Source organism: Novosphingobium mathurense (assembly GCF_900168325.1).
Classification (GTDB): Bacteria; Pseudomonadota; Alphaproteobacteria; order Sphingomonadales; family Sphingomonadaceae; genus Novosphingobium; species Novosphingobium mathurense.
Genome location: NZ_FVZE01000002.1, coordinates 824,645 through 849,827 on the forward strand (window position 1 = coordinate 824,645; position 25,183 = coordinate 849,827).

The 25,183-nt window shown below is 62.7% G+C and carries 21 protein-coding genes; 17 read left to right on the forward strand and 4 right to left on the reverse strand.

Going from position 1 to position 25,183, the window contains the following annotated elements:
* The 4 genes from nusA to rbfA all read left to right on the forward strand — a co-directional run bounded on the left by nusA (position 1) and on the right by rbfA (position 5,643).
* Positions 1-1,635, forward strand: a complete 1,635-nt coding sequence (gene nusA, locus B5483_RS10715; RefSeq protein WP_054947707.1) for a transcription termination factor NusA — start codon at positions 1-3, stop codon at positions 1,633-1,635.
* Positions 1,616-2,341, forward strand: a complete 726-nt coding sequence (locus B5483_RS10720; protein ID WP_079730281.1) for a DUF448 domain-containing protein — start codon at positions 1,616-1,618, stop codon at positions 2,339-2,341. The genes nusA and B5483_RS10720 overlap by 20 nt, the downstream gene beginning before the upstream one ends.
* Before the next feature lie 23 nt (positions 2,342-2,364).
* Positions 2,365-5,055: a translation initiation factor IF-2 gene (gene infB / locus B5483_RS10725; protein ID WP_054947709.1), complete on the forward strand. Its 2,691-nt coding sequence runs from the start codon at positions 2,365-2,367 to the stop codon at positions 5,053-5,055.
* Positions 5,056-5,244: 189 nt separating this feature from the next.
* The gene (rbfA, locus tag B5483_RS10730) at positions 5,245-5,643 is read left to right on the forward strand and encodes a 30S ribosome-binding factor RbfA (RefSeq protein ID WP_079730282.1); all 399 of its coding nucleotides are present in this window, start codon (positions 5,245-5,247) and stop codon (positions 5,641-5,643) included.
* 16 nt (positions 5,644-5,659) lie between these two features.
* On the opposite strand, the gene B5483_RS10735 is transcribed toward rbfA, so the two are convergent.
* A complete protein-coding gene (locus B5483_RS10735) occupies positions 5,660-7,297 on the reverse strand; it encodes a DUF1963 domain-containing protein (protein WP_079730283.1) in 1,638 nt (545 codons plus the stop codon).
* Between the two features lie 119 nt (positions 7,298-7,416).
* On the opposite strand from B5483_RS10735, the gene B5483_RS10740 reads away from it, so the two are divergent.
* From B5483_RS10740 to ligM, 8 genes are all read left to right on the forward strand, one after another.
* Positions 7,417-7,998 carry a thymidine kinase gene (locus B5483_RS10740; protein ID WP_079730284.1) on the forward strand — a complete coding sequence of 194 codons (582 nt, stop codon included), beginning with the start codon at positions 7,417-7,419 and terminating at the stop codon, positions 7,996-7,998.
* Between the two features lie 247 nt (positions 7,999-8,245).
* Complete coding sequence (locus tag B5483_RS10750; RefSeq protein ID WP_054947747.1) at positions 8,246-8,932, forward strand: site-2 protease family protein; 687 nt, start codon at positions 8,246-8,248, stop codon at positions 8,930-8,932.
* A 114-nt stretch (positions 8,933-9,046) separates the two neighbouring features.
* Positions 9,047-9,454 carry a DUF6491 family protein gene (locus B5483_RS10755; RefSeq protein ID WP_176167999.1) on the forward strand — a complete coding sequence of 136 codons (408 nt, stop codon included), beginning with the start codon at positions 9,047-9,049 and terminating at the stop codon, positions 9,452-9,454.
* A 79-nt stretch (positions 9,455-9,533) separates the two neighbouring features.
* Positions 9,534-10,445 (forward strand): tRNA pseudouridine(55) synthase TruB, encoded by a 912-nt coding sequence (gene truB / locus B5483_RS10760; RefSeq protein ID WP_079730285.1) that lies wholly within the window; start codon positions 9,534-9,536, stop codon positions 10,443-10,445.
* Between the two features lie 5 nt (positions 10,446-10,450).
* Positions 10,451-10,720, forward strand: a complete 270-nt coding sequence (gene rpsO, locus B5483_RS10765; protein ID WP_054947716.1) for a 30S ribosomal protein S15 — start codon at positions 10,451-10,453, stop codon at positions 10,718-10,720.
* Positions 10,721-10,899: 179 nt separating this feature from the next.
* Complete coding sequence (gene pnp / locus B5483_RS10770; protein WP_054947717.1) at positions 10,900-13,188, forward strand: polyribonucleotide nucleotidyltransferase; 2,289 nt, start codon at positions 10,900-10,902, stop codon at positions 13,186-13,188.
* Between the two features lie 124 nt (positions 13,189-13,312).
* Complete coding sequence (locus tag B5483_RS10775) at positions 13,313-13,522, forward strand: hypothetical protein (RefSeq protein WP_079730286.1); 210 nt, start codon at positions 13,313-13,315, stop codon at positions 13,520-13,522.
* Positions 13,523-13,895: 373 nt separating this feature from the next.
* Positions 13,896-15,293, forward strand: a complete 1,398-nt coding sequence (gene ligM, locus B5483_RS10780) for a vanillate/3-O-methylgallate O-demethylase (RefSeq protein WP_217698202.1) — start codon at positions 13,896-13,898, stop codon at positions 15,291-15,293.
* 75 nt (positions 15,294-15,368) lie between these two features.
* On the opposite strand, the gene B5483_RS22830 is transcribed toward ligM, so the two are convergent.
* Positions 15,369-15,803, reverse strand: a complete 435-nt coding sequence (locus B5483_RS22830) for a CmcJ/NvfI family oxidoreductase (RefSeq protein ID WP_139383956.1) — start codon at positions 15,801-15,803, stop codon at positions 15,369-15,371.
* Between the two features lie 607 nt (positions 15,804-16,410).
* Here B5483_RS22830 and B5483_RS10785 point away from each other — a divergent pair.
* The 5 genes from B5483_RS10785 to B5483_RS10805 all read left to right on the forward strand — a co-directional run bounded on the left by B5483_RS10785 (position 16,411) and on the right by B5483_RS10805 (position 23,566).
* Entirely contained in the window at positions 16,411-18,810 is a 2,400-nt protein-coding gene (locus B5483_RS10785) for a TonB-dependent receptor (protein WP_079730388.1), read from the forward strand.
* A 115-nt stretch (positions 18,811-18,925) separates the two neighbouring features.
* A complete protein-coding gene (locus tag B5483_RS10790) occupies positions 18,926-19,693 on the forward strand; it encodes a glutathione S-transferase family protein (protein WP_079730288.1) in 768 nt (255 codons plus the stop codon).
* Entirely contained in the window at positions 19,693-20,475 is a 783-nt protein-coding gene (locus B5483_RS10795; protein ID WP_079730289.1) for a glutathione S-transferase family protein, read from the forward strand. Before B5483_RS10790 ends, B5483_RS10795 begins: the two co-directional genes overlap by 1 nt.
* A gap of 74 nt (positions 20,476-20,549) precedes the next feature.
* Positions 20,550-22,697, forward strand: coding sequence for a PQQ-dependent dehydrogenase, methanol/ethanol family (locus B5483_RS10800; RefSeq protein WP_079730290.1), 2,148 nt, complete (start codon positions 20,550-20,552; stop codon positions 22,695-22,697).
* Complete coding sequence (locus tag B5483_RS10805; RefSeq protein ID WP_139383957.1) at positions 22,694-23,566, forward strand: amidohydrolase family protein; 873 nt, start codon at positions 22,694-22,696, stop codon at positions 23,564-23,566. Before B5483_RS10800 ends, B5483_RS10805 begins: the two co-directional genes overlap by 4 nt.
* Before the next feature lie 282 nt (positions 23,567-23,848).
* On the opposite strand, the gene B5483_RS10810 is transcribed toward B5483_RS10805, so the two are convergent.
* A complete protein-coding gene (locus tag B5483_RS10810; protein WP_231634769.1) occupies positions 23,849-24,286 on the reverse strand; it encodes a VOC family protein in 438 nt (145 codons plus the stop codon).
* Positions 24,283-25,176: an SDR family oxidoreductase gene (locus B5483_RS10815; RefSeq protein ID WP_079730291.1), complete on the reverse strand. Its 894-nt coding sequence runs from the start codon at positions 25,174-25,176 to the stop codon at positions 24,283-24,285. The genes B5483_RS10810 and B5483_RS10815 overlap by 4 nt, the downstream gene beginning before the upstream one ends.
* Positions 25,177-25,183 lie beyond the last annotated feature (7 nt).

The following is a 25,183-nucleotide window of genomic DNA, read 5'->3' on the forward strand; positions in this document are numbered from 1 at the left end:
ATGGCCAGTGCGATTTCCGCCAACCGCGCCGAGCTGCTTGCGATCGCGAACTCCGTCGCATCGGAGAAGATGATCGACAAGTCGATCGTCATCGAGGCGATGGAAGAAGCCATCCAGAAGTCGGCCCGCAACCGCTACGGTGCAGAGAACGACATTCGCGCGAAGCTCGATCCGCGCACCGGCGACCTGCGTCTGTGGCGCGTCGTCGAAGTCGTCGAGCACGTCGAGGACTACTTCAAGCAGGTCGATCTCAAGCAGGCTGAAAAGCTGCAGAAGGACGCCAAGATCGGCGACTTCATCGTCGACCCGCTGCCGCCGGTCGACCTTGGCCGCATCGACGCGCAGTCGGCCAAGCAGGTGATCTTCCAGAAGGTCCGCGATGCCGAGCGCGATCGCCAGTACGAAGAATTCAAGGACCGCGCGGGCGAGATCATCACCGGCGTGATCAAGTCGGTCGAATTCGGCCACGTGATCGTCAACCTCGGCCGCGCCGAGGGCGTCATCCGCCGCGACCAGCAGATCCCGCGCGAGGCCGCCCGCGTCGGCGAACGCGTGCGTGCGCTGGTCCTGCGCGTCGAGCGCCAGAACCGCGGTCCGCAGATCTTCCTGTCCCGCGCACACCCCGAGTTCATGAAGAAGCTCTTCGCGCAGGAAGTGCCCGAAATCTACGACGGCATCATCGAGATCAAGGCTGCTGCCCGCGACCCGGGTTCGCGCGCCAAGATCGGCGTGATCAGCCATGACCACTCGATAGACCCGGTCGGCGCCTGCGTCGGCATGAAGGGCAGCCGCGTGCAGGCCGTCGTGCAGGAACTGCAGGGCGAGAAGATCGACATCATTCCCTGGAGCGAGGACACCGCGACTTTCGTCGTCAACGCGCTCCAGCCCGCGACCGTCAGCCGCGTCGTCATCGACGAGGAAGAGAGCCGCATCGAAGTCGTCGTGCCCGATGACCAGCTTTCGCTGGCGATCGGCCGCCGCGGCCAGAACGTGCGCCTCGCTTCGCAGCTTACCGGCTCGCAGATCGACATCATGACCGAGGCCGAAGCTTCGGAGAAGCGCCAGAAGGAATTCACCGAGCGCTCCAAGATGTTCGAGGACGAACTCGACGTCGACGAGACCCTCTCGCAGCTGCTGGTGGCCGAAGGCTTCACCGAGCTGGAAGAAGTTGCCTACATCGAGCTGGCCGAACTGGCCGCGATCGAGGGCTTCGACGAGGAACTCGCCGAGGAACTCCAGAGCCGCGCCCACGAAGCGCTCGAACGCCGCGAGGAGGCTGCCCGTGAGGAACGCCGCGCGCTCGGCGTCGAGGATGCCGTGGCCGAGCTGCCGCACCTTACCGAAGCGATGCTGGTCACGCTCGGCAAGGGCGGGATCAAGACGCTCGACGACGTTGCCGACCTCGCCACCGACGAACTCATCGCCAAGAAGCGTTCCGAGCAGCGTCGCCGCGACGGTTCGGTGAACCGCCGCGCCCGCGAAGAGGACAAGGGCGGCGTGCTCGGCGAGTACGGCCTGACCGAAGAGCAGGGCAACGAGATCATCATGGCCGCTCGCGCCCACTGGTTCGACGACGAACCGGCGGACGAAGCGCCCGAAACCGAGGAGGCCGCCGATGCGGAATCCTCGCAATGAGCGCGTAAGCTCCGACATCGATAGTGCCAGCCCGGAAAGGACCTGCATCCTTTCCGGCGAGACGGCTGCGCGGGACGAACTCCTGCGCCTGGCGATCTCGCCCGATGGCCTCGTCCTTCCGGACGTCCACGCGCGTGCCCCCGGGCGCGGCGCGTGGATCGGCGTGTCGCGTGAGGCCCTTGAAAAAGCGCTCGCGAAGGGCAAACTTAAGGGAGCGCTGGCTCGTGCCTTCAAGGGTGCGCCACTGTCCATTCCCGACGACCTGGCAGATCGGATCGAGCAGGCGCTGATTCGCGCGCTGACCGAACGGCTGGGCCTCGAACTGAAATCGGGCAAGTTGCTCATGGGCTCGGACCGCATTGCGCAAAACGCGCGTGAGGGACGGGTCGAGTGGCTTGGTCATTCCGCCGATGCGAGCGAAGATGGCTCGCGAAAGCTCGACCAGGCCTGGAGGGTCGGTAGCGAGGCGGAGGGAAGCGGTCTTAAAGGGACGCGCTTGCCACTGGACCGGGAGACACTGTCTGTGGCATTGGGCCGCGACAACGTCGTTCACCTGGCGCTGACCGATCGCGGTGCGGCTAACCGAGTCGCTTCGCTGCTGCAGCGCCTCCTGCATTTCCAGGGGCAGGCCACGTCCGAAAGGCACGCGGCCGGTATGGTAGATGATAACGGGCAGGCTGACGCCGCGCCCGTCACGACGAATTGAGATTGAAGGGCACGACGAGAGATATGAGCGAGACCGACAACAAACCGACCCTGGGCCGCAAGCCGCTTGGGCTTAAGCGCTCGGTGGAAGCGGGTGAGGTCAAGCAGACCTTCAGCCACGGCCGCACCAACAAGGTGGTGGTCGAGGTCAAGCGCCGCAAGATCATCGGTAAGCCGGGCGCGGGCGACGTCGTGGAAACCAAGGCCGAGGAAACTGCGGCTCCGGCGCCCGAAGCCAAGGCTGCGCCCCAGCAGCCTGCACCGGCTCCGGCCCCTGCGCCGAAGCGGCCGGCTGCCCCTGCGGGTGAGACCCGTCAGGAGATGCAGGCACGCCTGCTGCGCGAGGCCGAGGAAGCCCGACTCGCCGCGCTGGAGGAAGCCAATCGTCGCGAGCAGGAAGAAAAGCTGCGCGCCATCGAGGAAGAGAAGCGCCGCGCCGAAGATAATCGCCGCGCCGAGGAAGAAGCCGCCAGGGCCAAGGAAGCAGAGCAGGAAGTGGCCAAGGCCGAACCTGCGCCTGAACCCGAAGCCAAGGCCGAGCCAGCTGTCGAGCCCGAACAGGCCGAGGAAGCCCAGCAGGATGCTCCCAAGGCTGCCGCTGCGCCTGCAGCCAAGGCCAGGGAAGCCGCTGCCCCGGCGCCCGCACCGCGTCGCTTCACCCCGGTCAAGCGACCGGAGCCGGCGCCCCGCAAGCAGGAAGCCGGTGCCGCGGGCGGCGGTGCTGCCGGTGGCGGTGCCAACAAGGGACCGGCCGGTGCCAAGAAGGGCGCTCCTGCTGCACGCGGCGGCGATCGCAAGGCAACCGATCATCGCCGCCAGTCCGGCAAGTTGACCGTCAGCCGCGCGCTGAACGAGGACGAAGGTGCACGTGCACGTTCGCTCGCTGCGCTCAAGCGTGCCCGCGAGAAGGAGCGTCGTGCGCATTTCTCGGGTCAGAACCAGCAGCGCGAAAAGCAGGTTCGCGACGTCATCGTTCCCGAGGCGATCACCGTGCAGGAACTCGCGAACCGCATGGCCGAGAAGGGCGCGGACCTCGTGAAGGCGATGTTCAACATGGGCATGATGGTCACCGTCAACCAGACGATCGACCAGGATACCGCCGAACTGCTCGTCACCGAATTCGGCCACAACATCCAGCGCGTCTCGGAAAGCGACGTCGACATCGACACTTCGGTGGACGTCGATACCGATGCCTCGCTGAAGCCGCGTCCGCCGGTGGTTGCCATCATGGGCCACGTCGACCACGGCAAGACGAGCCTGCTCGACGCGCTGCGCGGCACCGATGTGGTGCGCGGCGAGGCTGGCGGCATTACCCAGCACATCGGCGCCTACCAGATCAAGACCAAGGGCGGCGACCAGATCACCGTGCTCGATACTCCGGGTCACGCGGCCTTCACCCAGATGCGCATGCGCGGTGCCAACGTCACCGACATCGTCATCCTGGTGGTTGCCGCCGATGACGGGATCATGCCGCAGACGATCGAGGCCATCAATCATACCAAGGCCGCAGGCGTGCCGATGATCGTCGCGATCAACAAGTGCGACAAGGAAGATGCCAACCCGCAGAAGGTGCGCGAGCGTCTGCTCGAGCACGAGATCATCGTCGAGCAGATGTCGGGTGACGTGCAGGACGTCGAGGTTTCGGCCAAGACCGGCAAGGGTCTGGACGAACTGATCGACAAGATCCTGCTCCAGGCCGAACTGATGGAGCTCAAGGCCAACCCGGACCGCGCCGCTGAGGCGACCGTGATCGAAGCCAAGCTCGACAAGGGCAAGGGCCCGGTTGCGACCGTCCTGGTCAACCGCGGCACGCTCAAGCGCGGCGACATCTTCGTGGTCGGCACCGAAAGCGGTCGTGTCCGCGCGATGAACGACGACAAGGGCCGCCAGGTCAAGGAAGCCGGGCCGTCGATGCCGGTCGAGGTCCTCGGTCTCGGCGGCGTGCCGATGGCCGGTGACGTCCTGACCGTGGTCGAGAGCGAGCAGCGCGCCCGCGAAGTCTCGTCCTATCGTCAGGAGCAGGCGACCGCCAAGCGCACGGCAACGGCGCCGGCGAGCCTCGACACGATGTTCTCGGCGCTGGCCGCCAAGCAGAACGTCATCGAGTACCCGCTGGTCATCAAGGCCGACGTGCAAGGGTCGGTGGAAGCGATCAACAACGCGCTGCACAACCTCTCGAACGACGAGATCAAGGTCCGCATCCTGCATTCGGGTGTGGGCGCGATCACCGAGACCGATGTAACCCTGGCTTCGGCCTCGGGCGCGCCGATCGTCGGCTTCAACGTCCGTCCGAACGCCAAGGCGCGCGAACAGATCGAAAAGACCAAGACCGAGATGATGTACTACGACGTCATCTACGAACTGACCGAGGAAGTCGCCAAGCAGATGGCCGGCATCTGGGGTCCGGAAAAGGTCGAGACGGTCGTCGGTCGCGCCGAAGTCAAGCAGGTCTTCCCGGCCGGCAAGAAGGACAAGGCGGCCGGTCTGCTGGTCGTCGAGGGCGTCATTCGCAAGGGACTCCATGCCCGTCTCACCCGCAACGACGTCATCGTTTCGGCAACGACCATCGCTTCGCTGCGTCGCTTCAAGGACGACGTCGACGAAGTGCGCACCGGCCTCGAGTGCGGTGTGGTTCTGGCCGACACCAACGACATCAAGCCGGGCGACCACCTCGAAGTCTTCGAGGTCAGCGAGCGCGAACGCACGATCGGCTAAGGCCGGCCGCGCGTTCCCCGGTTTCGCGTCGCGGGACCGGTCGGATCGAAGGATTGATGGGGCGGCGATCGCAAATCGCTGCCCCATTTCCCTTGTGAGGAGTTCTCATGAGGAAAGCCGCAGGAGGACGGCGCCGGGCCGGCCTCATGAGTTGCAAATTGCCGCCGGGCACCCAAATGGACGCAGACGATGGCACGCCAGCAATTTACTCCCGAACAGCACTCTGTCCGCCTCCTGAAGGTGGGGGAACAGGTGCGCCATGTGATTTCCGAAGTCCTTATCCGTCAGCAAGTGCATGACGACACGTTGAGCGGGCATTCGGTATCGGTCACCGAAGTGCGCATGACGCCGGACCTGCGGCAGGCGACGGTGTATGTGAAACCGCTGCTCGGCATGGACGAGGAAGCTGTCCTCAAGGCCCTGCGGACGCACACGGCCTTCTTCCAGCGCGAAGTGGCGCAGCGCCTGAAGCTCAAGTTCGCGGCCAAGATCCGGTTCCGCGCGGACGAGACCTTCGACGAGGCGAGCCGCATCGACGCGCTCCTGTCCGATCCGCGCGTGAAGCGCGATCTCGGTCAGGAAGACTGATCGCAGCCGGACGAATTCAGGCGGGTTCGAAGATCAGTCTTGCCTTGTGCCAGTTACCGCCCATCGCGTCCTGGCGGTCGATGCGGAACTGGTAGCGCCCGAGGTTGTCCCAGCGCCATTCCATCATGTCGTCGCTGGCCAGTTGCAGCAGCAGCAGATCTTCACCTTCCGATCCGTGAGTCGGGTCGCTGAAGATCTGGTGATGATCGCGCGGCGGGACCGTGAGGTCCTTGCCTATCTTCTCGAGCAGGTCGTCGGGCAGGGCGGAAAAGGCCTTGGGTGCGCCGGTTGCCATGGCCCGGATGCACAGGGCTCTCAGCGGCGCCAGGGCGTGCGGTACGCGCCCGTCGACGAGCTTGCCGTGGCGGGCATGAATCTCTCCGAGAATATCCGAAACGAGGCCGCGCTCTTCCTCGGTCAGTGGCTCCCACGGACCGCGGCCTGATGTGAAGCCCTCCAGCGCCTCGATCATGGCCGGCAAGTCGCTTGCCTGCTCCTCGATCTCGCGCAACCTTGCGGTCACGTCATGGACCTTGCGACGCGCTCCGGCGACGGCTTCGGGCAGGGCATCGCCGCGTGCTTCGAGGGCTTCCAGCGCATCCCTGGCCTTTTTCTCCTGTCGCAGTTCGGCATCGTATTCACGCTGGGCGCCGTCCAGGGCCTCGCGCAAGTGGTCGGTCAGGTGGAAGACGCCGTACCACCACAAATCGGCCTCGCCATCTTCGACGAGTGCCGCCGAGGTCATGCCGCCCTGTTGCAGGATTGCCGCGCCCGCGCTTTCGGCGCCATCCTGTGCGAACGGTTCGACAGGCCAGAACGGGAAAAGGTAACGACTGAGCCGCGTCGGTGTTGTCGGCAGCGGTGCGCCGTCTTCCTCGTAGGCGGGTGGCAGGTCGGCGGGTGGATCGGTGAAATCGTGCTCGCCCGGCGTGACCGCGACGACCGCGCCTTCGCCCAGGAAGAAGGCCAGAGATCCGGCATGGGGAAGCGGGCTTTGCGGGCAGGTTCCGGCCAGTTCGGACAGGTTGACTTGCGCTGCGAAGGGTAGCGGCGTGCCTTGGGCATCGCGCGGCCATTGCGCGGTCCCCAGCCTCGGCAGGCCGCCCAGCCAGCTCAGGTCCCAGGTCCAGTCGCGATTGCGCTCTCGCTTCTTGCGCACGAGGACGACCGGGCGAGGCGCTTCTTCTGCAGGCTCTTCAGGCTCGGCTGGGGATGCGAGCTGCAATTCCGTTACCTGGGCGAAGTCCACCTCGTCGACCACGGCGGTGATGACCGGGCCTTCGATTTCAGGCTCCGGGTTAGCCGCGCCGCTGGCCCGCCTGCGCAGTCCGGCAATGCGGTCTTCGTGCGAGTGGGCCTCGGGACGCCAGACCGGGCCGGCAGCGGGTATTGCGTCTTCGTCTTCGAGTGGCGAGGAGCGCTTGCCGACAGCCACGGCCGCAATCAGGCCCAGCACCATCCCTGAGCCGAGCAGGGCCAGGACGGCTTCGCTGCGTCCGGCAACGGCGGAAATGCGCGCCGCCCCTTCATCGAGAAAGGCGAGCGCGGTCTGCACGGCTCCAGGGCCTGAAGTCGATAGAGGAGCCAGCGCCACATAGGCGGCGACGAGTGCGACCAACCCGAAGACAGCGAACATGGCGAGCAATTTCTTCATTGCGAACTCCCACGGCCTGCGTGGTTCATCTTAAAGAACTTCAGAGGAATTCATTCAAGCGGGGAGAACTGCCGAAGTCCTCGTGCCGGGCTGAATTGGCCGTGTTATCCACCGTCGCGATGGCCAAGCTCTACTTCTACTATGCCAGCATGAATGCCGGTAAGTCGGCAACGCTGCTGCAGGCGAACTTCAACTATATCGAACGCGGCATGCGCACGATGCTGTGGACCGCGGCCATCGACAGCCGTGGTGGGGCAGGTGCGATCGAGAGCCGGATCGGCCTGCATGCCGATGCCCATCGTTTCGCGGCCGATACCGATCTGGAGGAAAGCGTCCTCGCATTGCATCGTGCGGCCTCGCTGTCCTGCGTACTGGTGGACGAGGCGCAGTTCCTCAGTGCGGAGCAGGTCTGGCAGCTCGCCCGTCTGGCAGATGGCGAGAACATCCCGGTGCTGTGCTACGGCCTGCGGACCGATTTCAGGGGGCAGCTGTTTGCCGGTTCGGCCATACTGCTCGGCATCGCCGACGCGCTCGTCGAGCTCAAGGCGGTCTGCCATTGCGGCCGCAAGGCAACCATGAACCTGCGCGTCGATGCCGAAGGCGCTGCCGTCAGCGAGGGAGAGCAGACCGAAATCGGTGGCAACGACCGCTACGTTGCGCTCTGCCGCCGGCATTTCAGCAAGGCACTGGCGCTGTCCTGAGGCCATTGTCCGAAGACTTCGTGCTCGCACGTTCCGATTTTTGGGGCTTGCTTTCGCAATCGAATGGAAATGGCCGCCGCACGGGCCTGAGGAACTGACGCAACTTGGACATCCGAGATTCCGCTGTCATCTGCGCCAGCAGGAAGTGGGGCTGCCACCCGAAAACTCGCGCGTCGACAGCGCGCCTGGCGGGACTTATCTTCCGGGCGAGATTGCGGCGCCGGCGCTCTGTGCCTAGATGGGAGGCATGAACGACACACTGCTGCAGGCCGCAGCGCTCATCATTCCCCTCATTTTCGCCATCGTGTTCCACGAAGTGGCCCATGGCTGGACCGCGAGGGCGCTGGGCGACCCGACGGCCTATGAGCAGCGGCGCCTCAGCCTCAATCCGTTCCGCCATGTCGACCCGATCGGCACGGTTGTGCTGCCGGGGTTCCTGGCACTGACCGGCATGCCGATATTCGGTTGGGCCAAGCCGGTGCCGGTCAACCACCATCGCTTGCGAGATCCGCGCAAGGGGATGATGGCCGTCGCTGCGGCAGGGCCCGGAACCAATCTCGTGCTGGCAGCGGTTGGCGCGGTCATGCTGGGTCTGCTGGTCCGGTTTGCCGGAGCGGAGCTGGGCCCGGTCGAGAAGTTCGCGGCGATGAACTTCAACAACTTCATCCTGATCAACGTCTTCCTGGCGCTGTTCAATCTGCTGCCGATCCCGCCGTTCGACGGCTCGCACATCGTTGAGGGCGCGCTGCCACGCCATGCCGCGCGGATCTATGCCAGGATGCGCCCTTATGGATTGCCGCTGCTGTTTCTCGTCCTGCTGGTGATCCCTTACCTGTTCCCCGACTGGGGCATCGTGCGTCGGCTGGTCCTGCCGCCGGTAATCTGGGCCAGCGATCACTACTATGCCCTGGCCGAAGCCGTGGCGGGAGGCTGATCCGCTTCGGCGCGAGCCTGTAACAAAGTGTCGTTGCCCTTGAAGTGACCCGCGCCGGAGCCGAAATGGGAGGGCAGGGGGTGAAACCGTTCGAGAATTCGAAAGGAAGTAACCATGAAGATGTCCGCATTGCTCATCCCGCTCGGCCTGCTTGTCGCTACGCCGGCAATGGCGGGTCCGGCGCCCGTTGCTTCGGCCCGGCACAGCGAAGCTTCCATTCCTTTCGCCGATCATGGCGGTGTCGACGATTGGCGCGCAGGCGACAGTCACACGATCTATTTCCGCGACAATCATCGCCAGTGGTATCGCGCGGAGCTGATGTCGCCGTCCTACGATCTGCCTTATGTCGAGGATATCGGGATCGATACCCGTCCCAACGGCACGCTCGACAAGTTCGGCGCGGTCATCGTCAAGGGGCAGCGCTACCAGATCGCTTCGTTCGAGCGGGTCGACGGTCCGCCCAGCAAGGGATCCAAGGGCCTCCACCGGATCGACGCGGTCAAGGCGAAGCCCGCGAAGTAATCCGCAGGGGCGGCGAGATTGACAAACCGGCGTCGGCGGCCTTGGAAGGCGCGATGAAGTTTTCCGATATCGTCTCGTAATGCCGCACGGCTGGATCATTCTCGACAAGCCGCATAGGCTGGGCTCGACCCAGGGCGTGGCCGCGGTCAAGCGCAACTTGCGCGAGGCGGGCTACGGCAAGAAGGTCAAGGTCGGCCACGGCGGCACCCTCGATCCGCTGGCGACCGGTATCCTGCCGATCGCCGTGGGCGAGGCGACCAAACTGACCGGGCGCATGCTCGATGCCAGCAAGACATATGCCTTTACCGTCCGCTTCGGCGAGGAGACCGACACGCTCGATCTCGAGGGCGAAGTCGTTTCCCGTAGTGACGTCGTGCCCACGCGCGAACAGGTGAGCGCGGTGCTGCCGCGCTTTACCGGCCCGATCGAGCAGGTTCCTCCGGCCTACTCGGCACTGAAGGTCGACGGTGAGCGCGCCTATGACCTGGCCCGGGCCGGACAGGAAGTTGCGCTCAAGTCCCGGGCGGTGACGATCCATGCGCTCTCCCTGTGCGATCCCGGCGGCGAAGCGGCTCAAGAAGCGACATTTCTTGCCCATGTCTCCAAGGGCACCTACATCCGGTCGCTGGCGCGCGATATCGCCAGGGCCCTGGATAGCTGCGGCACGGTGACCATGCTGCGCCGCGTAAAGGCGGGGCCGTTCGACCTGTCTCACGCGATTTCGCTGGACAAATTGAACGAAATCGGTAAGGGCGCGCCTCTTGAACAGATACTCTTGCCACTGGAGGTGGGGCTGGACGACATCCCGGCCATCGACCTCGGTCCGGAGCAGGCAAGGGCGGTCCGACAGGGCCGCGTTCTGACCGGGCTGCCCCATGAAGACGGGCTGCATTGGGCGCGAGAAGGACTTGTTCCGGTCGCGTTGATGGAGCTTTCGGGCGGCGAAGCCCGCGTCGTCAGGGGGTTCAACCTTTCGGATGTCGCGGAGTAGAATGAATGACGGTTACCGCCGAGAAGAAGCAGGAAATTATTTCGGACAACGCCCGCGCCGCTGGCGACACGGGCAGCCCGGAAGTACAGGTCGCGATCCTCACCGAGCGCATCGTCAACCTGACCGAACACTTCAAGTCGCACCACAAGGACAACCATTCGCGTCGCGGTCTGCTGGCCATGGTCAACAAGCGCCGCTCGCTGCTCGACTACCTCAAGAAGAAGGATGTCGCGCGGTACAACGCTCTGATCCAGAAGCTCGGTCTGCGTAAGTAAGACTGACGCGGAGGCGGCCCCTGAGTGGGCCGCTTCTTGCATCTGGGCCACCCTATCTGGGTATCCTCGCAATTCGGCGAGGGGCCTTGGGGCCGAGAAAGGCCCCGCACCGGACCGGGACGGAATCCCCGGCAGTAAACCCCGCCAGGCAATAGGGCCGGTGGGTTGAGGAAAACTCTATGTTCGACGTCAAAACCGTATCGATGGAGTGGGGCGGAAAGACCCTCACTCTGGAAACCGGCCGCATTGCCCGTCAGGCTGACGGCGCGGTCCTTGCCACTTACGGCGAAACTGTTGTGCTTTGCGCCGTCACGGCTGCCAAGTCGGTGAAGGAAGGCCAGGACTTCTTCCCGCTGACCGTGCACTACCAGGAAAAGTTCTCCGCCGCCGGACGCATCCCGGGCGGCTTCTTCAAGCGTGAGCGCGGCGCGACCGAAAAGGAAACGCTGACCAGCCGTCTGATCGACCGCCCGGTTCGCCCGCTGTTCCCGGAAGGCTTCTACAACGAGATCAACTGCATCGCGCAGGTCCTCAGCTATGACGGCGAGACCGAGCCCGACATCGTTGCGATGATCGCTGCTTCGGCCGCGCTCACCATCTCGGGCGTGCCTTTCATGGGCCCGATCGGCGCCTGCCGCGTCGGCTTCGTCGACGGTGCGTACACGCTTAACCCGAAGCAGGAAGCTGCGCTGGCCGACGGCCGCCTCGACCTCGTTGTCGCTGCGACCGGCGATGCCGTGATGATGGTGGAATCGGAAGCCAAGGAACTCACCGAGGAAGAAATGCTCGGCGCCGTCATGTTCGCGCATGACGAGTGCAAGAAGGTCGTGAACCTCATCATCGACCTCGCCGAGCAGGCCGCCAAGGAACCTTGGGAAATCGACCTGTCGGACAACACGGCCGACATCAAGGCGAAGCTCAAGAAGGTCGTCGGCAAGGACGTTGCCGCTGCCTACAAGCTGACCGACAAGTCGGCCCGCTCGAACGCGCTCAACGAAGCCCGCGCCAAGGCCAAGGAAGCTTTCGCCGACGCCGAGCCGCAGACCCAGATGGTCGCGATCAAGACCATGAAGAAGGTCGAAGCCGAGATCGTTCGCGGCGCCATCCTCAAGGACGGCCAGCGCATCGACGGCCGCAAGCTCGACCAGGTCCGTCCGATCGAATCGATGGTCGGCTTCCTGCCGCGCACTCACGGTTCGGCCCTGTTTACCCGCGGTGAAACGCAGACCATCTGCACCACCACCCTGGGTACCAAGGATTCCGAGCAGATGATCGACGGCCTCGAAGGTCTGTCGTACTCGGCGTTCATGCTGCACTACAACTTCCCGCCCTACTCGGTCGGTGAAGTGGGTCGCTTCGGCGCCCCGGGCCGTCGCGAAGTCGGCCACGGCAAGCTGGCGTGGCGTGCGCTGCACCCGGTGCTGCCCTCGAAGGAAGACTTCCCCTACACCATCCGCGTTCTCTCGGACGTGACCGAGTCGAACGGCTCGTCCTCGATGGCGACCGTCTGCGGCGGCTGTCTCTCGATGATGGACGCGGGCGTTCCGATCGAGCGTCCGGTTTCGGGCATCGCGATGGGCCTCATCCTCGAAGGCGACGAGTTCGCCGTCCTTTCGGACATCCTGGGCGACGAGGATCACCTCGGCGACATGGACTTCAAGGTGGCCGGCACCGAGAACGGCATCACCACGATGCAGATGGACATCAAGATCGCCGGCATCACCAAGGAAATCATGGGCAAGGCGCTGGAGCAGGCGAAGGCCGGCCGCGCGCACATCCTGGGTGAAATGACCAAGGCTCTCGGCTCGGCCCGTACCGAGCTGTCGGCTCACGCACCGCGCATCGAGACGATCCAGATCGACAAGTCGAAGATCCGCGACGTCATCGGCACCGGCGGCAAGGTCATCCGCGAGATCGTCGCCGAGACCGGCGCCAAGGTCGACATCGACGACGAAGGTGTGATCAAGATCTCGTCCTCGGATCTCGACCAGATCGAGGCCGCGAAGAAGTGGATCCTCGGCATCGTCGAGGAAGCCGAAGTCGGCAAGATCTACACCGGCAAGGTCGTCAATATCGTCGACTTCGGCGCTTTCGTGAACTTCATGGGTGGCAAGGACGGCCTCGTCCACGTTTCCGAAATGAAGAACGAGCGCGTCGAGAAGCCGACCGACGTCGTGTCGGAAGGTCAGGAAGTGAAGGTCAAGGTCCTCGAGATCGACAATCGCGGCAAGGTCCGCCTGTCGATGCGCGTCGTCGACCAGGAAACCGGTGAAGAGCTGGAGGATACCCGTCCGCCCCGCGAACCGCGCGGTGACCGTGAAGGCGGCGGCCGTGGTGGCGATCGTCGTGGTCCGCGTCGCGAAGGCGGCGGCGGTGGCCGTGGCCGCGAGCGTGGCCCGCGCCGCGAGCGCGGTGACAACGGCGGTGGCGATCCGAACCACATGCCGGCCTTCCTCAAGGAAGACTGATAGGTTTTCGACAATTCGAAATCCGGAAGAAGGGGCTGCGGCAACGCGGCCCCTTTTTTCTTGGCCGGACGTGGCGGTACCGGATTGGCGGAATTTCTTGCCTTGGCTGAGGGGCCAAAGCGGGATGCTCGTTGTCGCGAGCGATGCGCAAGGCGGCCTGGATCTGCTCGACGTTGTCCGGCGCGATCGTGCCGGCAGGGAGGTGAAGTGCGTCGTCGACCGCGTACTTGTCGCGATAGCTTGCGATATCCTCTTCGTCGAAGAAGACCTGCGAAGCGCCCAGAGCGGCGATGAACCGGTTTTTCGCGCCCTTGATTGTCGCGAGGTCCGGTAAGGGCGCGCTTATCTTCCTGCTCCCTTTTCCGGATCCGTCGGCACCGGGGTGAGATTCCCTGGCGCGGCCTTCGTTCGCCTTGTCCGAGCCCTTTTATTGCATCCTGCGCTGAGCCTGCATTTCATTCATAATGGTAACGAAAGTTATTTCTGTGTAGGAGCGGAATTCTGTCAATCGGGACATTGTCGTCTCATAACTCTGGAAATTATCCCAGAATTCCCTGCGCCGAGCTGTTGACTGCGCGAAAGACTATTATGTCATTCGTGACGATAATTCTGGCAAACATTCTCCTTGTCCCAAGGGCCATGCCGGTATTAGGCTGGGGGAAAGCGCCACGAGGTTGTGCGCGTGACGTGGGAGAATTTAGATGGCCATGAATCTTGAGCAGGTTTTGCAGGGCGCGGGTAGTCCCGTCGAGATGCTGCGCAATTCGCAGTTGGGGGCTTACGTCTATCCTGTCGTGGCGCCGGAATTCTCGAACTGGCGTTCGGAACAGTGGGCCTGGCAGAACAGCGCGGTTCTGTTCGATCAGTCCCACCACATGGTGAATTTGTACATCCGCGGAAAAGATGCCTTCAAGCTTCTGACCGATACGATGATCAATTCGCCCAAGGGGTGGGCGGTCAATAAGGCCAAGCAGTATGTGCCGACCACGCCGTACGGCCATGTCATCGGCGATGGGATCATCTTCTGGCTCGCCCCCGAAGAGTTCTGCTACGTCGGCCGCGCTCCGGCGTCGAACTGGCTGCGTTATCAGGCCCAGCAGGGCTACGATGTCGAGCTCGAACTTGACGATCGTTCGCCGATGCGACCCATGGGCAAGCCGGTTTCGCGCTCGGTCTGGCGCTTCCAGATCCAGGGTCCCAAGGCTTGGGACGTCATCGAGAAACTCAATGGCGGCCCGCTCGAGCAACTGCGTTTCTTCAGTATGAGCACGATGCGAATCGCCGGCCGGGAAATCAGGACCTTGCGCCACGGCATGTCCGGCGCGCCGGGTCTCGAAATCTGGGGGCCCTATGAGGAGCAGGAGGAAGTCCGCGCGGCCATTCTCGAGGCAGGCAAGGAATTCGGCCTGATCGCCTGCGGCAGCCGTGCCTATCCTTCCAATACGCTGGAATCGGGTTGGATCCCCTCACCATTGCCGGCGATCTACACGGGTGAGAAGCTCAAGGGCTATCGTGAGTGGCTCGGGGCTGACAGCTACGAAGCGACAGGGTCGATCGGTGGCAGCTTCGTCTCGCAGGCGATCGAGGACTATTACCTCAATCCCTGGGAACTGGGTTATGGCCCCTTCGTGAAGTTCGACCACGACTTCCATGGGCGCGAAGCGCTTGAAGCAATCGATCCGGCTGAGCAGCGCAGGAAGGTGACCCTGGCGTGGCATCCGGAGGACATGGCGAAGATCATGGCGTCGCTGTTCGATCCGGATGGTGAGCAGTACAAGTTCTTCGACGTGCCTCTCGCGAACTATGCTTCGTCGAACTACGATCGCGTGACCGACGCCGAAGGCAAGACGGTCGGTCTGTCGATGTTCACCGGCTACTCCTACAACGAGAAGCAGGCGCTTTCGCTCGCGACGATCGATCCTGAAATCCCCATCGGCAGCGAAGTGCAGGTCGTCTGGGGTGAAGAGGACGGCGGCACGCGCAAGACCACCGTCGAGCCGCACAAACAGCTCGCGGTGCGGGCCATCGTTTCGCCGGTTCCCTATTCGCGCGTGGCCCGTGAAACCTACCACGAAGGCTGGCGCACCCAGCGTGCCGACGCCTGAATTGGAATAGTCGTTCGGCGCTCCGCCAAAGCTTGGACGGATCTGTCCATTTGGCTTTCGGCGGGGCGTCTTGCGTCAGAACCAGTATGCGATCGCCCGCTGTTCGATCGAGGCGCGCGGCACTGCGTGATGGTTCGCGTCAGGATTGTCGAAGGCGACGTGCGGTACGCATCGAGCGACGTCCGGTGCGCTGTCGTAAGTCTTGAACACAAGTGCTGCGCCCGGCGTCATGTCGCTGAACCAGCACCAGCGATGCCGCGATGAATGGGCCGGCACCGGTCCTTCGAATGACCAGAGGTCTTTACCGTCACGATCGTAGATGGCTTCTGAAGGAAGCAGGTCGTCTGGTGAGACGGTTCTTGCCTTGCAAAGCGCCAGAGTAACGTCCTCGGGGGAGGGATGACTGCGCTCCAGATGTTGTAGTGAGCGCTGCGCATGGGGGACTTGGTAGTCCGCTGGGGGCGGAGCGTCGGGAGAAGGCTTCGGCTGTTCGGCCGGAAACGTCGACATGTGCAAATCGGGCTGGACGGGAATTGTCGAGCGTGCCGCGCAGGAGCGCGCGTTCCGATAAGCGTTGTATGCCCCGTCCCGTCGGGATCATCAGATCCGACCTGGCAAGTTAGGCCAGAAGCGAGGGCGCTTCGTTCTGGCGTGGATCGGATGTCTGACTTTCAAATGGCAGTGCCTGCGCAACCATAACTTTTGATATGATTTGTAATCTTTCAAAATGGAGAGAGGTTATCGATCCCCTGACATCGTGAATCGGCAGGGTTCTTGGGGCAGTCGTAATGCCATCGCGTGAAGAATCATTGGCGCTATGGAACATTCTGGAAGCCTTGCCGGCCGCGTGGCCAATTTCAGATAACTTCGAATTTCCCAGTTTTAACAGTCAATAGCGATGCTTGTCGTCGCGCGGGAACAGGGCTCGGATCCCTTGTTTCTGCGGTCCACATGCAGATGGCTGTCTGCGTTCCGATGCGTTCGATCGATGGCATCCGAGACTATACTCTTGCCATCCAAAAATAGTATGTCATACAAACATAATGTCGCTATCTAGGCGATCATATGGCGCCGAGTTCGGAACACCGTCCGGGTGCCGGTTCAGGAGAGGACCAAGATGCAGATCTTCACCAGGGCACACTTGCGTCGCGTGCTGCTTGTAACCGTTTCGGGCAGTTTGCTGTTTGCTGCTGCGCCTGTCCTAGCGCAGGACCTGCCCAATGAAGCGAAGCAGGCAGACCGGGCGGAGCAATCGCCTTCATTCAATGAAATCATCGTCACCGCACAGTTCCGCGCGCAGAACCTGCAGGATACACCGCTGTCGATCACGGCAGTCGATGCGAACCTGCTGGCCTCAAGAAACCAGACGGACATCTCCCAGATCGCCGCTCAGGCACCGAACGTTCAGCTTACGCAGATGGGCGGTGCCTTCGGCTCGTCGATGGCAGTCTATGTCCGCGGGATCGGCCAGTACGACTTCAATCCGGCCTACGAACCCGGTGTGGGCATGTATGTCGATGACGTTTACTATGCGACGCTGACCGGTTCGATCATGGACTTGCTCGATCTCGATCGGGTCGAAGTCCTGCGGGGCCCCCAAGGTACGCTGACCGGGCGAAACTCGATCGGCGGCGCGATCAAGCTGTTCTCGGTGAAGCCCGGCAACGAGAACAGCGGTTCGGTAGAGGTTGCTTATGGTTCGCGTGACCGCACGGACTTGCGAGGCAGTGCCAACTTCGTGCTGACCGACAACCTCTATGCCCGTATCGCTGCCGTTCACAAGCGGCAGGAAGGCTACGTCGATCAGGTAGACTTTGGCTGCGCCAATCCCGGCAACGCCCTGGGCATCGGTGCTCGACCCTCTACGCCTTCGGATTGCGTCGTCGATAAGTTCGGCGAGAAGAACTACACCGGCCTTCGCGGTTCGCTCCGCTTCAATCCGGATGACAAGCTCGATTGGACGATCACGGGCGATTATACCTATGAAAATCGCTCCTACAGCGCGAGCGTTCTGACGGTTAACGATACGAGCAAGACCGACGGTATCAATTTCATCTGCGGACGCTTCTGCACTTACGCAGATTTCTTCGCTCCGGCGGGCGGCGCTGTCGATCAGGCGTACTACATGCCCAGCAAGACGAAGTTCAAGGGCTGGGGCGTTTCGAGCAACCTGAGCTACGAGTTCAGCTCCCATCTGCGCTTGCAGTCGATCACCGCGTATCGGCGTTATCGGCAGGTCTTTGGCACCGATGACGATTTTACACCCAATCCCAACATCGTTGGCGCTGGCTTCAATGACCTGAAGTTTCGCTTCTTCAGCCAGGAATTGCGCCTGTCCGGCGATATCGGGCCTGACGCGGAATGGACCTTGGGCGGATTCTACAGCGACCAGAAGACCCTCTACTTCACGCGGCAGGATATCCGCTACATCGACTATGCCTTCTGCGGAGGCATGGGCTTCTGTAACCTGCAGTTCCAGGGCAACGATCCGGTAAACGCCGATAGCAAGGCGGTATTCGGTACGGTCATCGTGCGTCCGACCGCAGAACTCACTCTGACCGGGGGCTTGCGCTATACCAAGGAGCACAAGGACTACACTTTCGTTCGCAAGGGCCTGGACGGAGGCGTGCTGAATGACAGCTTCGGGGTCGGTCGGCTCGATGGGCTGGTTGGCCTTTACGACGGTGACCGGGTCGACTGGCGCATTTCCGCCGACTATCGTTTCAGCCCCGAAATCATGGGCTATGCGACGGTGAGCACCGGCTTCAAGGGCGGCGGCGTTGTGGCTCGCCCCTTCACGGCACTCCAGGCCATCAACGGTGCTTTCGATCCGGAAACGCTAACTGCCTATGAAATGGGCGTGAAGACCGACTTCTTCGGCCATCGTGTGCGCCTCAATCTCTCCGGATTCTATAACGACTTCAAGAATATCCAGTTGCCGATCTCGGATTGTTCGGTACTCGATGAATTGCCGGTGGGAACCGGTACGAATACCTGCGCAGCCATCCAGAATGCCGGTGACGGCAAGATGTACGGCGTCGAGGCGGAGGTCTTCGCAAACCTCGTCGATGGACTCGACATCGATGCGTCGCTGAGCTGGATCGACGGCAAGTGGAAACGGATCGATGAGGTTGTGGGTGGAGCCATCAAGATCGGTGACCCGATTACCACGCCCAACTGGAAGTGGAGCGCAGGCATTCAATACCGTGCCGATCTGGGCGATGCCGGATCGATCACGCCGCGCTTCGACCTTGCCTATACCGGCAAGCGCAGCGTGGGGCGTCTGACGCTCGCTTCTCCGCTGGAGTACCGGCCCGATTTCGTTCTCGCGAATGCACGACTGACCTGGAAGAACAAGGACGAGGATCTTTCCATCTCGTTCGAGGTCCAGAACCTTTTCGACAAGTATTACCTGCTCCCCCTGCGGTTCGTGGCTGTCTATGCCACGGCGGGGACCGGGTACAGCACGGTTGGGCGGCCGCGCGAATGGGCCGTTACCGCCAGGAAGACCTTTTGATCATGCCGGTTGCAGTTGGCTTTTCCTGCCTGCTGCAACCGCATAATGCCAAGCAGGTAAAGGCGATCTGGCCCGATTCAGGGGCGGGCATGAATACGAACGGGAGATAAGCGCCATGGCGCAAGTGACACTGTACCACTGGGAGCCGAATGCCAATTCAGGCAAGCCGATGTTGACCCTGATGGAAAAGGGTGTCGAATTCGAAAGCCACTACATCGATATGTTGCAGTTCGATCAGCATCGTCCTGAATACCTGGCCATCAATCCGCAGGGTACGATACCGGCCATGACGCATGGATCCCGGGTCCTGGTCGAGAGCACGGCGATCATGGAATACGTGAACGAGGCGTTCTCCGGGCCGGAACTCATGCCGAAGGATGCCCGGGATCGCTGGCGGGTCCGCTGGTGGATGAAGTTCATGGATCAGTGGCTGGCTCCGAGTTTCTCGATGATCGGCTGGAGCGTCTTTGTCGGTCCGATAGTTCGCCAGCGCGACCCGGCCGAACTCGAAGCGGCGATTGAGCGCATTCCCTTGCCCGAGCGGCGCGTATCCTGGCGCAAGGCGATCCACGGCACTTTTTCCGAAGCGGAGATCGCCGAAAGCCAAAGGCGCGTGGCCCTGGGTATCAACATGCTGGAGCAAGAGCTGGGCAAGCGTGAGTGGCTTGCCAGCGACACCTATGGCCTTGCCGATATCAATGGCTTCAATCTGGCCTACGCCATCCCGCTCTCGCAACCATCGCTTTGCAATGATGAAAAGACGCCCAATCTCCTGCGCTGGCTGCGGGCGGTCTATGCCCGACCGGCCGTGAAGAAATGCTGGGCCTTGGGCCGGACCGACATGGTGAAGCGTGTCGCCGTTCTCGACGGGGAGCAGATCTGATGGCGATGATCCTCTATCACGGCGCGCCGAACGGCCCGTCACTGATCGTGCTGGCGGCCCTTGCCGAAACCGGCGTGGACGTCGAACGGCGCCCGATCGACTTGCTTGCCGGCGAGCGACACGTCCTGCCCGGCATCGGCGAAGCGGTGGCCCTGGACATGGGTATCGAAGGGGAAGGCCCCGTCTTGGTGGTCGATGGCGAGGCGATGACCGATGCCGTCTTCCTGGCCCAGTATTTCGACGAGCTTTCGGACAAAGCCTCGCTCCAGCCAAGCGATCCCTATGCGCACTGGGAAATGATGATGTGGTGCCGCCAGATCACCGAGCGCCTGTCTCCGGCTGCGGCCCTGCTGGGCAATATCGAATTCTCGCAGGAAACTCTCGGGGCCATGTCGGATGAACGGTTCGAGGAACTGGCGGGTCGGATCGTCAGTGCAGACCTGCGTTCGCGCTGGGAGATCCTGCGCGACGGCGCGGTGGATCTTGCGCAGATCGTCGACAGCCGGACCAAGGTCCTGCAGGCGGTCGAGCGCTGCGAGAAGCAGCTTGGCGACGGGCGCAAGTGGCTGATGGGCGAGCTGACGATCGCCGATCTCGCCACCTTCGCCTGGCTTGCAGGAATGGAACGGGTTCTTCCCGAGTCCTTCCGGGACAAGCCGCTGACGACGGCCTGGCTGCAGCGCGTTCGCTCTCGTCCCGCTGTGGCTTCTGTCCTTGCCGATTGCGGAGCGGATGTTGCGACCTTCTGGGCTCCCGGTCCGGAGATCAACCGCTGGGGATGACCGTGCGTCGCCCCGAATACGTCCAAAAAATCATCAACCGGCGCAGCTGACGGCCGGAATGCGGGAAGAGTGGAATGGTTGCGAAGGGTTTCTCGTTGCTGGCGGTTGTCGTGTCGGGCACATGCCTAGCCCTGTCAGGCTGCGGGATGGGTCTTGCCAACAGTTCGCAGGATCTCGCCCAAGACGGCGTCAACGGGCGGCTTATCGCCGAGGGAGCGAATGACGCGTGGCCTTCTTATGGGCGTACCTACGACGAACAGCGCCATTCGCCGCTTGCCGACATCAACAGGCAGAACGTCAGGGATCTCGGACTTGCCTGGTTTGCGGATCTGGACACCTCCAGAGGTCAGGAAGCGACGCCTTTGGTCATCGATGGCGTCATCTACATCTCCACTGCCTGGTCGAAGGTCAAAGCGTATGATGCGGTGACGGGCAAGGAACTGTGGGCCTTCGATCCGGAGGTTCCCGGCAAGGCGGGTGTCAATGGCTGTTGCGACGTCGTCAATCGCGGGCTGGCGGCCTGGGGCGACAAGTTGTTCCTGGGAACATTCGACGGGCGTCTCATCGCTCTCGATCGCAAAAGCGGAAAGACGCTATGGAGCCAGGTTACCGTTGACCAGAGCCAGCCCTATACGATTACCGGTGCCCCGCGCGTCATCGGCGGGAAAGTGATCATCGGCAATGGCGGGGCAGAGATGGGCGTGCGCGGGTACGTCACGGCCTATGACGCACAGACCGGGAAACAGGCCTGGCGCTTCTACACGGTGCCCGACCGGCCCGGGAAGAATGCCGAGACATATCTCAAGGATGCCGAGAAGACCTGGAACGGCAAGTGGTGGGCACAAGGTGGCGGCGGTACCGTCTGGGATGCGATGGCCTACGATCCCGAACTCGATCTGCTCTACATCGGTGTCGGCAATGGAAGCCCTTGGAATCACGGCATCCGATCGGAAGGCAAGGGCGACAACCTATACCTTTCATCGATCGTCGCGATCCGCCCTGAAACCGGCGAATACGTCTGGCATTTCCAGGAAACGCCGGGCGAAACCTGGGACTTCACGGCGACGCAGCACATCATGCTTGCCGATCTCAAGATCGACGGCAAAGTTCGCAAGGTGCTTATGCAGGCGCCCAAGAACGGGTTTTTCTACGTGATCGACCGTGAGACGGGTGAGTTCATCTCGGGCAAGAACTTCGTGCCGGTCAATTGGGCCAGCGGCCTCGATCCGAAGAGCGGGCGGCCAATCGAGAACCCCGAGGCGCGCTACTACAAGACCGGTCGCCCATGGATCGGATCGCCGGGCGCAGGCGGGGCGCACTCGTGGCATCCGATGGCGTGGGACCCGAAGGAGAAACTGGTATTCATTCCGGCCCAGATCGCAGCCTTCCCCTACTTTGCGGACAAGGACTGGAAGCCGGCGAAGAAGGGTTTCAATACCGGCGTCGACATGTCCGCCGGGGCCATGCCGGCCGATCGCAAGGTCCGCGCCGGAGCCGAACAGGCGACGCAGGGCGTCCTGATCGCCTGGGACCCGGTGGCGCAGAAGGAGCGCTGGCGGGTCACGTTCCCCAGCGCCAATAACGGTGGCCTACTGGCGACCGGCGGTGGACTCGTGTTCCAGGGCAACATGAAAAGTGAAATGGCGGCCTACGCCACCGATACGGGGGCGAAGCTGTGGTCTTACCCTGTCCAGACCGGCGTGGTCGCACCGCCGGTCACCTACAAGATCGGCGATACGCAGTATCTGGCCGTGGTCGCGGGGTGGGGCGGTATCTGGGCCCTGGCACCTGGACTGCTGTCGCAGGACGGTGGGCCGGTGCACAACGTCAGCCGGCTGCTCGTCTTCAAGCTGGGCGGGAAGGCCAAGCTTCCTGCAACCCCGCCGATCAATCAGCTGCCCATCGATCCGCCGCCCTTCACCGGCACGATGCAGCAGGTGAAGAGTGGCGCCTATCGCTATGGTCGCTTCTGCGGAACCTGTCACGGCGATGCGGCCATTGGCGGCGGGCTACTGCCCGATCTGCGTCGCTCTGCGATCGTTGCAGACAAAACGGCCTTCCAGACCGTGGTCCATGACGGTGCCCTCGAAGCCAACGGCATGGTCAGTTTCGCGAATGTTCTGAACCCCGATGAAATCGAGGCGGTCCGCCAATACGTCGTCCATCGTGCGAACGAGGATCGCGATCTCGACGCGGGCTCCGCCAAGACGGCTAGCCGATGACCATCGACGTAAAGGCCATCCGCGCGATCGACGTTCATGTCCACGCCGAAGTTTCCTGCCATGATCCCGAGGATCCGGTCATGGCCCAGTTCTTCGATGCTGCCTCGGCTTATTTCAAGGCGCCTCGCGAACGTCCCAAGATGCCCGAGATCGCAGAGATCTACAGGCGCCAGAATATCGCTTTCTGCCTGTTTACGGTCGATGCGGAGAGTGGTCTGGGAGCGCGCCGGGTCTCCAACTACGAAGTTGCGGATTTTGCCGCGCAACATGCGGACATCTGCCTGCCGTTCGCTTCGATCGATCCGCGCAAGGGCAAGCTCGGAGCTCGCGAAGCGCGCGATCTTGTCGAGAACCACGGCGTGCGGGGGTTCAAGTTCCATCACATCGTGCAGGACTGTCACCCGGCCGATCGCGTCGGCTATCCGATATACGAGGTCATCGCCGAATTCGGATTGCCGGCCATATTCCACACCGGGCATTCCGGCATGGGCACGGGGATGCGCGGCGGCGCAGGGCTACGCCTGAAATATGGCCGCCCCATGCTGGTGGACGATGTCGCGGCGGACTTTCCCGACATGAAGATCATCCTGGCTCACCCCAGTTGGCCTTGGGTGGATGAGAGCCTGTCGATGGCCTTGCACAAGGAGAACGTCTTCATCGACCTGTCGGGCTGGAGCCCCCGGTACTTTCCGCCCCAGATCGTGCGCTACGCCAATGGCCAGCTTTCGGGCAAAATGATGTTCGGTTCGGATTTCCCCCTGATCCGGCCTGACATGTGGATCGAGGCGGCTCGCGATATCGGGTTCAAGGAAAGCGTCATGGCCGGGATCATGAAGGACAATGCGGCCAAAGTGCTGGGTCTTGTCTGACCGCGCGGCATTGATTGCCGCGATCGACCGGGCCGTCGCGGTTAACGGTCTCGTCGATGGCCTTTTCCTCAACGCCGGAACCGGGGGGCCGTCTCCCCGGTGGAGAGTTACCCGGACAGTGATTTCATGCAGGCCATGCAGGCCAATCTCCTGTGTGCGTTTCGCGCTATCGCCCAAGTGCTGCCGATGCCGCATCGCACGTGACGGGACAGAGCCTCGCGGTCGATGGCGGCGTGCTCGGGACCCTGTCTGTCTAGGCGAACGCGCCTTCGCTTGCCCGCCTTACTCGTCGAAGAAGTTGAGTTCCAGCAGGACGCCGTCCGGATCATGGACGAAGATCTGGCGCAGGCCGATGCTTAGGATAACATTGCTTTCGTAGCGGAGTCCGCGGTCTTCCAGGCGGTCCCGGATCTCATCGAAACCTTCGCAGCGAAGGGCAATGTGGTGGAGGGCCCCGGTCGGTCCCGGAGTCATGTCCCGGTCCATGGCGCGCGGCGCGTCTTGTGCATTCAGGTGAAGGATGGGGCGCTCGTCGCTGTTGTAGATCCAGCGCGCCATCTCCCGGGTAAGCGGGGCCGGCGGAGCGCAGCTCTCCAGCGAAAGAACATCGCGGTAGAATGCTTCGCTACGGTCGAGGTCGGAGACGATCACGTTGAAGTGATCGAGAGCGACGACGCGGGCCCGAACCCGCGTTTCGAAAGCCATGAAGGGGCTGTTCATGCGGCTTCCTCCTGCTTCCTTTCGCCACCGGGCACGCCCCGGGCAACGCGGCGCTCATAGTCCGGATCGTCTTCGGGCCGTGCAAGTGCGCCCATGACCCGGGCGTGGATGTCCTCCAGTGTGCCGCGGAATTCGGCATAGGGGAGGATGTACAGCTGGTCCTCCTGCACGCCCTTGAGCACGTGCCGGGCCAGCGTTTCGGGCTCCATTCCGATTTCGATCACCTTCTTGAGGTGTTCGAACATGGTTGGGTCGGCCCGATAGTAGCCGGTATCGGCAAGATGCTTCGGCCGCGTTAGCAAGGCTTCGTGGATATTGGTGTTCACGGCCCCGGGACAGAGCAGGGATACGCCGATCCCGGTGCCGTCCAGATCGAGAGCCAGAGTCTCGGTCAGGCCGCGAACGGCCATCTTGGTGGTGCAGTAGATGCCGGTTCCCTTCAGCGCGACGAAAGCCGACATCGATGCGGTGTTGACGATGTGTCCGCCGTTGCCCCGCTCCACCATGCGCGGGACGAACGTGCGCACGCCGTTGATGACACCGCGAAGATTGACGTCGATCTGCCAGTCCCAGTCATCGTACGTGGCGTCCTGAATAGCGCCGAAATGAGAGACGCCAGCGGTGTTGAAGAGCAGTTCGACCGGTCCCAGCTCTGCTTCCACGTCATCGGCGGCGCGCCGGTAGGCCTCGCGGTCGGTGATGTCGAGAAGGACCGGCATCACCGTGGCGTCGGTATTGGCGAAGTGGGCCATCGCCTCGTCGAGATGGTCCTGCCTGATGTCGGCAATGGCGATCCTGCAACCTGCCTTCGCAAAGACCTTGGCCTGGCCCAACGCCACGCCCGATCCGCCGCCTGTTATGAAGGCTGTGCGGCCTGCGACTTGTGTCATCTTCACT